Raw genomic sequence first — 13,380 nt, forward strand, 5'->3', positions numbered from 1 at the left:
TTGTCTGTTATGAAAATTATACCATTTCAAATACTTGATGTACAGAACGTATTTTCGGTATTTTATCTGTACATCGCATTTGACCTCACTATCATCCCACCCCTAAAGGGGGTACTATCGCACCGTAGTGGGCTTTCCTATTCGGAAAATCTGTAATATGGGTGGGAGATGGAAAAGCTGATATTAGTAAATTGAGCATAAAAATTTCATATGCATCCAGATAAGTATTAATAACATTTCTCTCTCTGAACATAAAACTATACACATATTATGCTAGATAATATAGGCGTTATTCTTATTATATTGCTCTAAAATAATCAAACCAGTTTATTTGAAGAAAGGAATGGGAATATGAACATTGGTGAACGGATTCGACAAATACGTATACATAAAGAATTCACGCAAGGGGAAGTAGTATCAGGGGTATGTTCTATAACTTATTTAAGTAGAATTGAAAATGGACAAATTAAACCTTCAAATTCTGTTTTAAAAAAAATCGCTAAAAATCTAGATATTGATTACAACTTTCTTGTAGGTGCAGATTATGAGGATATTGAAGCTAAGATTCTTGAAATATGTAATAGGTATAAAAATGATAATGTTATAAACTCTAAAGACTTATCATCTTTAGAGTTATATGTTCGCGATACAGACTCTATTCTCTTATTATTAAAGGCCTATGGTGTTCTAATATACTACCATTCTCGAAATAATAACTTATTACATGTAGCAACGATTGTAAATGAGGCTTCGCAAGTACTTCCAAATCAAGTAGCCTCCCTGTATACTCAAGACTTTATATATTATTTAATGGCTCGAGGTTATTATTTTTCTAATAAACAAGACTATATGACTGCAAATGAAATTTATATGCAGACAGAGAGTTTACTTGGTCTAGATGAAACTAGGCTACACGCTGATATATATTATAATCTAAGTCTAACAAATCAAAGTCTTTATAAAGATCAAACGATTAGTCGTTTGTATGCTAAAAAAGCCTACAGATTGTATGAAAAATTAAATGTAGAAAATCAAGTAATAAACATTCTTATAATCATTGCACTACAATATCAAAAAGATAATCTACCCGAGAAAGCTCTTGAATCTTTAAAACAAGCAGAAATTAAAGCAGAGGTTAGTGCTAATCCCATGTATTTACCTTTGATTGCATATAATTATGGGAAAATATATCAAGGATTAAAAGATTACACCAATTCTATTAAATACTATGAAAAAAGTTTACAGACTAGCAATCTCTATCCAGATCAAGCTCAAAAAATATACGCAGTAAGAAACTTAATAGAAATTTATATAGAATCTAAAGACTGGAAAATTGTTAATAAACTGATGGATGATGCATTAGAAATGTTATCAATTTCTGATATGCCACACGCATATGTTGAAATATATGGACTGAAGGGGAAAATATCCAAATTAAGGGGCGATAATCATGGATATGAGAAAAATATGCAAAAAGCTATTGAAAGGGGTCTAGAAAAAAAGCAATACCCTCTAGTTCGTGAACTCGCTACTGAACTAGGAAACTATTTTTATGATAATCGCGCTTATAAAATGTCAGCAAAGTACTTGAAAATATCTAGTCAACTCCCCACTTAAGCTACGCTTAAGTGGGTTTTTTTATGTATTGATCTAATAGGGAATTAACACTAGTAAAACTACTATGTTTATAACGCTCCCATTCAAGTACATTACTTTCGTCAAATATCTAGTTAGGGGAGTAAATCCTTCTGAAATTTCCAAAAAGGTAAAATATCAAGTTTAAAACAATTGATAATTCGCTAAAATTTTAATGGAATTTTACTAATTGTTATTAACATAAATGAACATGTATATTTTAAGTACAGAAACTCAAACAGCAAGGAGGGAGTTATTCTGATGCAAGAGAAAAAATGATCTACAAATATGATAGACAATATAAATTATCATTTGAATTAGAGTAAAGGTTATAATCAATATTTTAAAATCCTTTCAAATGAACGTGAAGTATTGCCATATCATGTTTATAAACACTCATAGCGGAAACATACATCACAAAAAGAATGGATGAAAAAGACAGTATTTAAGCAAATGCAAATGAGATGAACAAAAAAATTGATGGCACTGAAGATACAATGCAGCATACTTTACTTAATAAATAAGAAAGAGGGATACATATGAAAAGCAACGAAACGGGAACTAAGCGAAAAGTAGTAAGATATACGGGTGGAATTGCAATACTTTTATTATTGATATCCTTTATATATCAATGGAAAAATGGTTTAGAGGTTGATACTACTGAAAACTTCAGTCTGGCATTAGTTGTTGCCATTTTCCTTTCTAGTTTTATTCCTGAAAGAAAAAGAGATAGTTAAATAATTGAATAGGCAATTGGGATCTATTTCTCAATTGCCTATTTATGCAAATATAAATTCAAACTAAGAGATAAATGCTTAATATCGGTGATTACATACTTGAATAACAACTAATTTCTATTCAATATTTAATTATCTTTTAAAGTTTTTTAGATTTAGGCCTTGATAGTAGTGCTACTAGTTTTCTACTCTTTGAGGAATATAAGCGTTGCTACCAGGCTTTGCTTTTATTTCATTCCAAGCAGCGATAGCATCAGCTTTTGATTTCCCTTTGTTATTTGGATCTTCGAAAAAGTCGCGAGTAAAGCGATTGTATTCAAACTGCGGGCTGATAGTTGTTTTATAAGTAGGATCTTTTTTTCGTTCGTTCTCTTCATACCAAAACGTTATCGCGTCTTCATATGTTTTGCCAACATTCTCTTTAAAAAACTTTTGAAGAGCTACTGTAAAGCGGAAGTTTGCTCCAATTTTTTCTTTGAAAAAAGCACGAACATCTTCGCTACAGCGGTGATTGTTAGTAATAATTGTTTGAAGAGAAAGGTCTTTATAAGAGAGGGAAGCTTTACTCACCTTTTGAACAGAGTTGTTTTTTAATATTTTACCAGTATGTAAATAATGGGAGATACGCTCGGTTATTTCAATCTTAGAGCCACTAGCTGGCAAACCATGCTCACGACAAAATGTTTGGAGTTCTGCTTTTAACCAATAATAGTTTTGGAAATCTTCAAGTGATATAAACTTTGTTAAAGGTGGACGCATGAATGTAACAACTTCTTTCTTCCATAATTTTCTTTAATTATAAAACATACGTTCTTTTTGTGGAAGGATTAATTTGTAAATATAACGGGAAGAGGAGATTATATATGGAAAATGTAATGCAAGTTCGTGTAACCGGAATTTTAATTGAAGATGAAAAGGTATTGCTAGTAAAGCAAAAAGTGGCTAATCGAAATTGGTCTTTACCTGGGGGAAGGGTAGAGAATAGTGAAACGTTAGAAGTAGCGATGATTCGAGAAATGAGAGAAGCAACAGGGTTAGAAGTTAAAATTAAGAAGCTACTCTATGTTTGTGATAAACCAGATGTTAGGCCATCTTTATTACATATTACGTTTCTGCTTGAAAGGATTGAGGGAGAAATTACGCTACCTTCTAATGAGTTTGATCATAATCCAATTCATGATGTGCAAATGGTACCGATTAACGAATTAAGTCATTATGGTTTTTCGGAAACTTTTATAAAATTGGTAAATGAAGGGTTTGCAAATGCAGGGAGTTATCAAGGCTTGAAACAAAATGTAGGCCTGTAAATATAGTTGAAGGATAGCCGTTAGCTATCCTTCATAAACATGTTTTACACTGCTGACTGTAAAGAAGAAACAAGTTGATTTAAAAACTCATCCCCAGTCATAACCGCTTTTCCGCCGCCGCGCGCACTCTTTTTATTTCCGCCGCCTTTTCCTTCGATTGTAGGAAGTGCCTTTTTTAACAGAGCATTCATATCGAGCGTGACTGTTTTTCCGCAAGCAAGGATGCATTGTAGTTTGTCATCATTTTCAATGACAAAGTATGTAATGGCGTGCTCTTGTTGTTCTGTAATAATAGCAGAAAGCTTTGAGACTTCTTGCATAGAACGATTTGTAAACATTTTAGAAATAAGTATGCCAGCATGTATTTCGGTAGGGTGTTGAAGTAGTTCGTTTGCCTCTGCATATAATAATTTTTCAGTCATTGTTTGTATTGTTTTTTCGTTTTCTTTTTGAGAAGTAAGCAGTTGTGCTACTTTTGCTGGAATATCACTTTCGCTACTGTTTAATTGTTTGGAAACATCCTTCATAATTTGTTGCTGTTGCCCCACAAGTTTTAGTGTGCGCCAGCCAGCGATAAACGTTAGTCGTATGCCACCTTTATTGCGTTCCCAGCTAAGAACTTGAATAGGACCTACTTCACCAGTACGTTTCGGGTGTGTTCCGCCACAGCCGTTATAATCAAAGTTTTCGATCATAACAACGCGTATATTTTCAATCATAGTCGGTTCTTTACGAAGGGGTAACGTTTTTGCTGCTTCTAAGTTCATCCACTCTATACGGATTGGATGGTTTTCAAAAACTATATTGTTTGCAATTTGTACTGCTTTTTCAACTGTTTCTGTATGCAGATTTTCTGTTTCTAAATCAATTGTTACTATTTCTCTACCAAGATGGAACCCAATCGTAGGTATGTTAAAATGATCCCAAAAAGCAGCAGATAAAATGTGTTGAGCCGCATGTTGCTGCATATGATCAAAACGACGCTCCCAATTAATTTTACCTTCTACTTCTTCTGTATGTAATTGTTCTGTAATGAAGTGGCGGATTTCTTCATCGACTTCTTCAACATCGAGTACAGCAATACCATTTAAAGTTCCAGTGTCATGGGGCTGCCCGCCACCTGTCGGATAAAATGCCGTTTCGTTTAAAACAACGTATAAGTTACCGTCTTTATCATAATTTTGCTTTATAACTTTTGTAGTAAAGTCTTGTTTATAAGCGTCAGTGTAATATAATTTTTGCTCCAATTTTCTTTCCCCTTTCGTGTTCACTAGTTTCATTGTAAAGCAATCGAAATTAGTTTCCTAATATTTCAGAAGAAAGAAACTTTTTTTGGAATTTTCTTGCTATAATAAGAAAAAGAAAATGCGGGGGTGGAATGAATATGTTATATGAAAACGGCGTAGATAAACTGCTTAGTTTAAGCAAAAATATTTCTGAATTGTATCGAGAATTAAATGAAATGACCCGGATTTTAACGGATTGTAATCGAGAAAGTGTGAAGTTTGATCGGTTATATGTAAAAGAGGTACTGTGGAAGAAAGAAGATGTAATCGAGAAATATGACCAGCTGCTTGTGCAACTTTGTATAAATGAATGCTTTGATCTAAAAAGTGTTATTACAGGAGAATATAAGTATACATATGAAGAAGTAGAAAACATCGTTTTACAATTTAATGAGAAATATAATGTCGCAATTTTAATTAAAGATGTTTGTAAAGAATTACAGTTTACATATGGCATAGATATGGATATAACGAGAACAGCTCGGGTATCAACAACTCAAGTATAAAAAGGGAAAAGAGAGCTAAACTGTACCCTATAGAATAGACACTTAAAAAAAGTCTATTCTATAGGGTATTTCTTGTATAATGAGAGAAAAATGAGAATCGGAGAAATTTCAAAATGACGAAAAAATTGCTTACAGAAAAGGAAATTCAAATATTATCAAAAAATCGATACGTAAAATCGGTAAGCCAAAAAGGAATTACCTATACCGATGAATTCAAGCGTATTTTTATTAAGGAAAATGAACAGGGTAAACCACCTCGTATTATTTTTGAAGAATGTGGTTTTGATATAGATATCATCGGTCTACAACGTATTGTGTCATCAGGAAATAGATGGCGTACGTCCTATAAGCAAAACGGTGTATGGGGCTTAAGAGACACACGTAAGGAAAACTCAGGAAGAAAGTCAGAAAGAGAACTTACATTAGAGGAGAAATATGCACGTTTGGAAGCGGAACGAAACTTATTAAAAGCTGAAAATGAACTGTTAAAAAAGATCAAATTTATGGAAGGGAGGATGGGAAAGAAATAACGTTACACGCTAGTCAAAAGTACCTATTAATTCGTTCTATCATTGAAAAATACCGCCTGAAAAATATGGTGAGATATTTGTGTCAGGTCGCAGGCGTTTCACGTTCTGGATACTATAATTATTTTTTAGCCATTTCTCAAAGTCGGCGAGAGAAAAGAATACATCAAGATGAAATATGGAAAGAGATTATATTAAAGGCATTTCGATTTAAAAACCGAAAAAAGGGGGCTCGTCAGATCAAAATGACATTGGCGGGTCAATTTCAAGTTGTCTACAATTTGAAACGCATCCGTAGAATCATGAAAAAATATGGGATAATCTGTCCTATTCGTAGAGAAAATCCCTATAAAAAAATGTTGAAAGCGACGAAAGAACACTTCGTGGTACCCAATCGATTAAAACGCGAATTTAGGCAAGGTGTACCGGGAAAGGTACTTCTTACAGATATCACATACCTGTTTTATGGTAAGAATCAAAAAGGATATTTATCTACTATTCTAGACGGGTCTACGAATGAAGTTTTGGCGTATCATGTTTCAGAACGACTTACCTTAGATATCGCAACGACGACGCTGCACAAACTAAAGAAGAATAAGAAGGTACGATTAACGCAAGATGCCTATATTCATTCTGATCAAGGTGCTCATTACACAAGTCCTACCTATCAAAAATTAGTCAAAAAATTAAAGCTGGGACAATCTATGTCAAGGCGAGGAAACTGTTGGGATAATGCCCCACAAGAATCTTTTTTCGGGCACTTTAAAGATGAAGCACACATCAAAACTTGTACATCTTTCACACAGTTAAAACAAGAAATTAAAGACTATATGAAATACTATAATCAGCACAGATATCAGTGGAATTTAAAGAAGATGACTCCTGTCGAATACAGAAACCATCTTCTTGATGCCGCCTAACTTTTTTTAAAATGTCCTTTACAAAGGGTACAGATTAAGCAGATCCTTTGCTTTCTTTTTTTATGTGATAACAGGGAGAGTAGGTTTTTAAGATGAAGGGGAAGTTACAAAATATTCATCCGTTAGGAATGACAATTATAATAGGGACTTTATTTGCGAGGTTCGCCACGTCAATGAGTATCCCTTTTTTAGCGATTTATTTAACGACTATTAAAGGTGTATCAGCTGGAATGACTGGTGCTATTATTGGAGCGAGTGCACTTGTTGGTGTTTTTGCTAGTTTTATCGGAGGGAATTTATCAGATCGATTTGGCCGGAAAATGATTATGCTCTGGTCCATGATTGTTTGGATGTTTGTGTTTATAGGTTTTTCACTTGCAGATCATGTTTTAAGTTTCTTTTTATTAAACGCTTTAAATGGATTATGTAGGTCGTTTTTTGAGCCAACATCAAGAGCATTATTATCAGATTTAACAAAGCCTGAGTATCGGTTACTCGTCTATAACTTGCGATATGGTGCAATAAATGTTGGAGTTGCAATTGGACCAATTGTTGGACTACAGATTGGAAGTGCAAAATCAACAATTCCTTTTTTAGTAGCAGCTGGGGTATATATTCTATATACAGCTATACTAGCGTTCCAATTTAAGAAGTATCCAATGGAAAAAAAGAAAGTGAGTACAGAAAAACCTGTTACAATGCTAAATGCAATGCGTATATTGCGAAAAGATATAGTATTTTTAGTTGCTTTAGTCGGTATTATTTTGAGTAATTGTGGTTTTTCACATTTGACGACGACGGTATCTCAATATTTTGCAAATGCACATATATTCCAGGATGGAGTGAAATTATTTTCATATATGTTAGCTTTAAATGCGATTGTTGTAGTCGTAATTCAATACCCTGTTATTCAAATATGTAAAAAGTATACACCGTTAGTATCCATTATGGTTGGAACTTTATTTGTGAGCGGAGGATTGTTTGGATTTGGAATAATAGAATCTACGCTAGGTGCTGCCATTTGTACAATTATTTTTACAATTGGAGAAGTCTTAATGTTTTCAATGACGGATGTATTTATTGATGATATTGCTGTCGCGCATCTAAAAGGAACATACTTCGGGGCGATGGGCTTTTCGGGAATTGGAGCAGTAATTGGTCCGTGGTTTGGGGGCATACTTCTCGATTATTACGGGTACCAAAATGGGTTTGTAGTATTTTCAGCGCTAGCTATATTTTCAACTGTAGCGTTTCCAGTGCTGTTAGTTACGAAAAGTTTATTGAAAAAAAGATATGATGGAAATTCTAATATGGGATTACATGCGAAATAAAATAAGCCCCAGTCACCTGCTGGGGCTTATTTTTGTATTTATCCCGCTATTAACGGGCAGTAAAACTCCTGTTGGTTAAAGTTTTACTTTATTTTAATTCTCAATTTGAAAAAGAACTTTTTCCTCATGTTTATGAGCAACTTCATTTTTGGAAATATGAATGGCTAAATATCCATTCTCTAAGCAGGCTAGCATCTTTTTATAAATAATATTATCGGGTAAAGGAATGATTCTCTGCAAAGAAATATTTTTATGAAGTATGCAAATGTTTAGGCCTGTCTTCATCTTTTTAATGACTACATTTTGTTCTTTTACATTTGGTACATCTGTTTCCAAAATGTATTCTTGTTCCGTTTCACAAAGGTCAATATGAATTTGATTTGGGAAACTAAAGTTGCTACAAGAATCAGAACAAAACTGATCCATCCATTCTTCGAAACCATCAACATGAAAAAGACAATCCTTCTTTTTCTTGCCCATGTAAGACACCCTCCGTAAAATCTCAATTCATACTATGTTATGCATGAATGAAGTAGGGGTGAAGAATAAATGGAAAAATATAAACATTGTATGTGGAAAAGGTAGCTAGTGTGCATTTTTTGTTTTACATATCATGATGTGCATGATGTTTTTGGCGTGAATGGTTACGGTTTTTTACTTTATGAGATCCGCTTAATGGTTCGGGTTGTCCTTTTTTTTCTTTCGCTTCACGATTGTTTTTGCCCATTGTCTGTGACACCTCCTCTTTCTTTTTAGAATGAGAGAAGTTTGCAAATTTATACGAGAATGTTTTTAGAAAAAAAGGTAAAGATAAGTGGGACTAACTATTATGGAAAGGGGATTGTATAATGCCATATCATAAAGATAAGCAACAAGCTTTTCAAGCAGCGCAGCAAGGCGTTACACAAGCAGAAAATGCATTTAACAACATTGTGAAAAATGATCCAAACTACGGTCATGATTTAAAAGAATTACGCCAAGAGGTTCAGGAAGCATATGAACAAATTCAAAATGCACTAGAGGTAGCTTCAGAAACACAACGTCCACAACTTGAGCAATATGAAAGTAATCTCCAAAACATTATGCGAAATGTAGATCAATTAGAAAAGTAAATGAGATTGTTGGTGTTCGACAATCTCTTACTTTAATGAATATTATGCTAAAACAGAAAGTTTTTTTAGTAATTTTTTCTTTACTATGCGCAGTACATATATTTCAAGTGGAAAAAGTGGAAGCGAAAATGTTGCTCAGAAAAGAGCTAGAACCAACTGGCTATGTAACGTGGGAAGTACCTAATAATGAAAAGATTATTGCCATTACATTTGATGATGGACCAGATCCAACTTATACAACACAAGTTTTACATTTATTACGTCAATATAAAGCGGAAGCGACATTTTTTATGATCGGATTTCGAGTGCAGCGCAATCCATATTTAGTAAAACAAGTGTTGAAAGAGGGACATGAAATTGGAAATCATACGATGAATCATTTATATGCGAATAGTTCATCAGATGAAAAATTAAAAAAAGATATTTTAGATGGAAAGAAATATTTTGAGAAATGGGTAAAAGAACCTTTGTTATTCCGTCCACCTGGTGGATATATTAACGATGCTGTATTTAAAACAGCGAAAGAAGCTGGGTATCAAACTGTACTATGGTCATGGCACCAAGACCCACGTGATTGGGCAAATCCAGGTGTTGAATCCATTGTAAATCATGTAGTGAAAAATGCTAAAAGTGGAGATATTGTATTGTTACATGATGGAGGAAATGATCGTAGTCAAACAGTAGCAGCGCTAGCAAAAATTTTACCGGAGCTTCAAAAGCAAGGCTATCGATTTGTAAAGGTTTCGGAATTGTTACGTTATAAACATTAGAAAAAATCCCAAAAGGTGAATGTTCCTTTTGGGATTTTTCGTTACTGGTTCTTTTTGCGTTTCTTATTATTTTGTCGTTCTGCAGCAGTTAAGTTTTCATTTGCAAACTCTTCGTTATAACCAGCACCTTGTCCTTGTGCAGATGCCGCATTCATTCCTGAAATAGTATGATTTGCTTTTCTTTTACCCATTTTATTTCACCTCTATAACTTTTTTTGTAAGTTGAATGATGAGCAGTTCATAGTATGTATGAACTGTAAGTAAAGCGCTAATAGAGCACTTTACTTTATGGTAATAGTATTCATAAGGAGCATGAACACTATTCAAATTTAGAAACATAAAGAAAACTTATGATAATCTATAAGTTTCTTATTATTTACTTATTTAGAAAGTTGTAATAAGATATTATCGTAAGGTATTGAAAAGTTTGTCTACATTTTATATTCAGACAACTTAGTCACGTTTAACAGGGGGGAAACATAATGGTCAAACATAATCCATTTCAATCACGCGCAACTTTTGAAGTAGATGGAAAAACGTATCATTATTATGATTTGAAAGCGCTTGAAAACGCAGGGGTTGGCAACGTATCTCAATTACCATATTCCGTGAAAGTTTTACTTGAATCAGTACTTCGTCAAGTAGACGGACGTGTAATTACAGAAGAGCATGTTACAAATTTAGCGAAATGGGGAACGAAAGATGTGCAAGATATCGATGTTCCATTTAAACCATCTCGTGTAATTTTACAAGATTTCACTGGTGTTCCAGCTGTTGTTGATTTGGCTTCGCTTCGTAAAGCAATGGCAGACATGGGTGGGGATCCTGATAAAATTAATCCAGAAATTACTGTAGACCTTGTAATTGATCACTCTGTACAGGTTGATAGAGCGGGTACGGCAGACGCGCTTGCATTCAACATGGACTTAGAGTTTAAACGTAATGAAGAACGTTATAAATTTTTAAGCTGGGCACAAAAATCATTTGATAACTATCGTGCAGTTCCACCAGCTACAGGTATTGTACACCAAGTAAACCTTGAATATTTAGCACCAGTTGTTCATGCTGTGAAAAATGCGGAAGGTGACTTAGTTGCATATCCAGATTCATTAGTTGGAACAGACTCACATACAACAATGATTAACGGTATCGGTGTTCTTGGATGGGGCGTTGGTGGTATTGAAGCAGAAGCAGGAATGCTTGGACAGCCTTCATACTTCCCAGTACCTGAAGTAATCGGTGTGAAATTAACTGGTACACTTCCAAGTGGTACTACAGCAACTGACGTTGCATTAAAAGTAACGCAAGTATTACGTCAAAAAGGTGTAGTTGGTAAATTCGTTGAGTTCTTCGGTAATGGACTAAAGAGCATGCCTTTAGCTGACCGTGCAACAATTTCAAACATGGCACCAGAATACGGCGCAACTTGTGGATTCTTCCCAATCGATGATATTTCATTAGAATACTTACGTTTAACAGGTAGAGATGAAGAGCAAATTCGAGTTGTTGAAGAATACTGTAAAGCAAACGGTTTATTCTATACAGCAGACAGCAAAGATCCAATTTACACTGATCTTGTTGAAATTGATTTAAATACAATTGAATCTAACCTTTCTGGACCGAAACGCCCACAAGATTTAATTCCACTTTCAGATATGAAAGATGCGTTCCACAAAGCTGTTGTAGCACCAGTTGGAACACAAGGACTTGGATTTAATGAGCAAGAGTTCGATAAAGAGGTGAAGGTTACATTAGAAGATAAAGAAGTAACGATGAAAACAGGTGCAATTGCAATCGCTGCAATTACAAGCTGTACAAATACATCAAACCCGTACGTATTAATTGGAGCAGGTCTAGTTGCGAAGAAAGCAATTGAAAAAGGACTTAAAGTACCTGAATACGTAAAAACATCATTAGCACCAGGATCTAAAGTTGTTACAGAGTACTTAGATAAGTCTGGTTTAACAACATATTTAGATCAATTAGGTTTCCAAACAGTTGGTTACGGCTGTACGACTTGTATCGGTAACTCTGGTCCATTAGCGCCAGAATTAGAAGAAGCAATCGCAGCAAACGACTTATTAGTAACATCTGTTTTATCTGGTAACCGTAACTTTGAAGGTCGTATTCATCCACTTGTAAAAGCGAACTACTTAGCATCACCACCACTTGTTGTGGCATATGCACTTGCAGGTACTGTTGATATTGACCTGAAAAATGATGAAATCGGTAAAGATGCAAATGGCAATGCTGTTTACTTCAACGATATTTGGCCATCAGCTAAAGAAATTGAAGATGTAGTTCAAAGCGTTGTTACATCTGAACTATTCAAAAAAGAATATGCACAAGTATTTAATAGCAATGAGCGTTGGAATGAAATCCAAACTTCAAATGAAGCTTTATATACTTGGGATAATGATTCAACATACATTCAAAATCCACCATTCTTTGAAGGTTTATCTAAAGAGCCAGGTGAAGTTGAAACGTTATCAGGCTTACGCGTAGTTGGTAAATTTGGTGACTCTGTAACGACAGATCATATTTCACCAGCAGGTTCAATCGGTAAGCATACACCAGCTGGACGCTACTTATTAGAAAACGGCGTACAACCAGTTGACTTTAACTCTTACGGTTCTCGTCGTGGTAACCATGAAGTGATGATGCGTGGTACATTCGCGAACATCCGTATTAAAAACCAAATTGCACCAGGCACAGAAGGCGGATATACAACATACTGGCCAACTGGTGAAGTAACATCAATCTATGATGCTGCTATGAAATATAAAGAAGACGGCACAGGCCTTCTAGTTGTTGCAGGTAAAGATTACGGTATGGGAAGTTCTCGTGACTGGGCTGCAAAAGGTACAAACTTATTAGGTATTAAAGCAGTAATCGCAGAAAGCTTCGAGCGTATTCACCGCAGTAACTTAGTGTTAATGGGCGTATTACCGCTTCAATTTAAAGATGGTGAAAGCGCTGAAACATTAGGTCTTGTTGGTAACGAGTCATTTGAAATTCAAATCGACAAAACAGTTAAACCACGCGATCTTGTAAAAGTAGTTGCAACTGATGCAGATGGCAACGAAAAACAATTTGAAGTAGTAGCTCGTTTCGATAGTGAAGTAGAAATTGACTACTACCGTCACGGTGGTATTCTGCAAATGGTTCTTCGTGAGAAAATCGAAGAGTCTAAAGTGTCAAACTAAACAATTGAAATGAATGATAAGGAAGCTAACAACTGTTAGCTTC

At 34.6% G+C, this 13,380-nt stretch carries 14 protein-coding genes; 9 read left to right on the top strand and 5 right to left on the bottom strand.

Annotated features, from left to right (window positions below; genetic code table 11):
* The first annotated feature begins 351 nt into the window (after positions 1 to 351).
* Both LMD38_RS08960 and LMD38_RS08965 read left to right on the top strand, forming a co-directional pair.
* Positions 352 to 1,617: a helix-turn-helix domain-containing protein gene (locus tag LMD38_RS08960; protein WP_001020463.1), complete on the top strand. Its 1,266-nt coding sequence runs from the start codon at positions 352 to 354 to the stop codon at positions 1,615 to 1,617.
* 557 nt (positions 1,618 to 2,174) lie between these two features.
* Entirely contained in the window at positions 2,175 to 2,372 is a 198-nt protein-coding gene (locus tag LMD38_RS08965) for a hypothetical protein (protein WP_000840055.1), read from the top strand.
* A 177-nt stretch (positions 2,373 to 2,549) separates the two neighbouring features.
* Here LMD38_RS08965 and LMD38_RS08970 read toward each other — a convergent pair whose 3' ends face one another.
* Positions 2,550 to 3,131: a DUF6434 domain-containing protein gene (locus LMD38_RS08970; RefSeq protein WP_001247723.1), complete on the bottom strand. Its 582-nt coding sequence runs from the start codon at positions 3,129 to 3,131 to the stop codon at positions 2,550 to 2,552.
* A 104-nt stretch (positions 3,132 to 3,235) separates the two neighbouring features.
* On the opposite strand from LMD38_RS08970, the gene LMD38_RS08975 reads away from it, so the two are divergent.
* The gene (locus LMD38_RS08975) at positions 3,236 to 3,679 is read left to right on the top strand and encodes an NUDIX hydrolase (protein WP_061183388.1); all 444 of its coding nucleotides are present in this window, start codon (positions 3,236 to 3,238) and stop codon (positions 3,677 to 3,679) included.
* 44 nt (positions 3,680 to 3,723) lie between these two features.
* On the opposite strand, the gene LMD38_RS08980 is transcribed toward LMD38_RS08975, so the two are convergent.
* Positions 3,724 to 4,926 (bottom strand): serine-tRNA(Ala) deacylase AlaX, encoded by a 1,203-nt coding sequence (locus LMD38_RS08980; RefSeq protein WP_000435906.1) that lies wholly within the window; start codon positions 4,924 to 4,926, stop codon positions 3,724 to 3,726.
* Between the two features lie 137 nt (positions 4,927 to 5,063).
* Between LMD38_RS08980 and LMD38_RS08985 the strand changes: the two genes are divergently transcribed.
* The 3 genes from LMD38_RS08985 to LMD38_RS08995 all read left to right on the top strand — a co-directional run bounded on the left by LMD38_RS08985 (position 5,064) and on the right by LMD38_RS08995 (position 8,249).
* Positions 5,064 to 5,471: a hypothetical protein gene (locus LMD38_RS08985; protein ID WP_016718225.1), complete on the top strand. Its 408-nt coding sequence runs from the start codon at positions 5,064 to 5,066 to the stop codon at positions 5,469 to 5,471.
* Positions 5,472 to 5,584: 113 nt separating this feature from the next.
* A protein-coding gene (locus tag LMD38_RS08990) for an IS3 family transposase (RefSeq protein WP_228920254.1) occupies positions 5,585 to 6,918 on the top strand; the annotation gives its coding sequence in 2 pieces (ribosomal slippage) (positions 5,585 to 5,972 and positions 5,972 to 6,918; 1,335 coding nt in all).
* 92 nt (positions 6,919 to 7,010) lie between these two features.
* On the top strand, positions 7,011 to 8,249 hold the full coding sequence (locus LMD38_RS08995) for an MDR family MFS transporter (RefSeq protein WP_062821461.1): 1,239 nt from the start codon (positions 7,011 to 7,013) through the stop codon (positions 8,247 to 8,249).
* Positions 8,250 to 8,342: 93 nt separating this feature from the next.
* On the opposite strand, the gene LMD38_RS09000 is transcribed toward LMD38_RS08995, so the two are convergent.
* A complete protein-coding gene (locus LMD38_RS09000) occupies positions 8,343 to 8,729 on the bottom strand; it encodes an Hsp20/alpha crystallin family protein (RefSeq protein ID WP_000516732.1) in 387 nt (128 codons plus the stop codon).
* A 124-nt stretch (positions 8,730 to 8,853) separates the two neighbouring features.
* Positions 8,854 to 8,976, bottom strand: a complete 123-nt coding sequence (locus LMD38_RS09005; protein ID WP_000517649.1) for a small acid-soluble spore protein P — start codon at positions 8,974 to 8,976, stop codon at positions 8,854 to 8,856.
* 121 nt (positions 8,977 to 9,097) lie between these two features.
* On the opposite strand from LMD38_RS09005, the gene LMD38_RS09010 reads away from it, so the two are divergent.
* Both LMD38_RS09010 and pdaB read left to right on the top strand, forming a co-directional pair.
* On the top strand, positions 9,098 to 9,361 hold the full coding sequence (locus LMD38_RS09010) for a hypothetical protein (RefSeq protein WP_001146297.1): 264 nt from the start codon (positions 9,098 to 9,100) through the stop codon (positions 9,359 to 9,361).
* A gap of 44 nt (positions 9,362 to 9,405) precedes the next feature.
* Positions 9,406 to 10,131 carry a polysaccharide deacetylase family sporulation protein PdaB gene (gene pdaB, locus LMD38_RS09015; RefSeq protein WP_123805654.1) on the top strand — a complete coding sequence of 242 codons (726 nt, stop codon included), beginning with the start codon at positions 9,406 to 9,408 and terminating at the stop codon, positions 10,129 to 10,131.
* 41 nt (positions 10,132 to 10,172) lie between these two features.
* Here pdaB and sspO read toward each other — a convergent pair whose 3' ends face one another.
* Complete coding sequence (gene sspO, locus LMD38_RS09020; protein WP_000518051.1) at positions 10,173 to 10,322, bottom strand: small acid-soluble spore protein SspO; 150 nt, start codon at positions 10,320 to 10,322, stop codon at positions 10,173 to 10,175.
* Positions 10,323 to 10,613: 291 nt separating this feature from the next.
* Between sspO and acnA the strand changes: the two genes are divergently transcribed.
* A complete protein-coding gene (gene acnA / locus LMD38_RS09025; protein ID WP_000238560.1) occupies positions 10,614 to 13,337 on the top strand; it encodes an aconitate hydratase AcnA in 2,724 nt (907 codons plus the stop codon).
* Positions 13,338 to 13,380 lie beyond the last annotated feature (43 nt).

Origin of the sequence: Bacillus pacificus (genome assembly GCF_020861345.1) — a bacterium.
GTDB classification, from domain to species: Bacteria; Bacillota; Bacilli; order Bacillales; family Bacillaceae_G; genus Bacillus_A; species Bacillus_A pacificus.

Coding starts and splice junctions, on each gene's coding strand:
- LMD38_RS08960 (WP_001020463.1), top strand. CDS start 352: ATGAACATTGGTGAACGGATTCGACAAATACGTATACATAAAGAATTC.
- LMD38_RS08965 (WP_000840055.1), top strand. CDS start 2,175: ATGAAAAGCAACGAAACGGGAACTAAGCGAAAAGTAGTAAGATATACG.
- LMD38_RS09010 (WP_001146297.1), top strand. CDS start 9,098: ATGCCATATCATAAAGATAAGCAACAAGCTTTTCAAGCAGCGCAGCAA.
- LMD38_RS08975 (WP_061183388.1), top strand. CDS start 3,236: ATGGAAAATGTAATGCAAGTTCGTGTAACCGGAATTTTAATTGAAGAT.
- LMD38_RS08985 (WP_016718225.1), top strand. CDS start 5,064: ATGTTATATGAAAACGGCGTAGATAAACTGCTTAGTTTAAGCAAAAAT.
- pdaB (WP_123805654.1), top strand. CDS start 9,406: ATGCTAAAACAGAAAGTTTTTTTAGTAATTTTTTCTTTACTATGCGCA.
- LMD38_RS09005 (WP_000517649.1), bottom strand. CDS start 8,976: ATGGGCAAAAACAATCGTGAAGCGAAAGAAAAAAAAGGACAACCCGAA.
- LMD38_RS08995 (WP_062821461.1), top strand. CDS start 7,011: ATGAAGGGGAAGTTACAAAATATTCATCCGTTAGGAATGACAATTATA.
- acnA (WP_000238560.1), top strand. CDS start 10,614: ATGGTCAAACATAATCCATTTCAATCACGCGCAACTTTTGAAGTAGAT.
- sspO (WP_000518051.1), bottom strand. CDS start 10,322: ATGGGTAAAAGAAAAGCAAATCATACTATTTCAGGAATGAATGCGGCA.
- LMD38_RS08970 (WP_001247723.1), bottom strand. CDS start 3,131: ATGCGTCCACCTTTAACAAAGTTTATATCACTTGAAGATTTCCAAAAC.
- LMD38_RS09000 (WP_000516732.1), bottom strand. CDS start 8,729: ATGGGCAAGAAAAAGAAGGATTGTCTTTTTCATGTTGATGGTTTCGAA.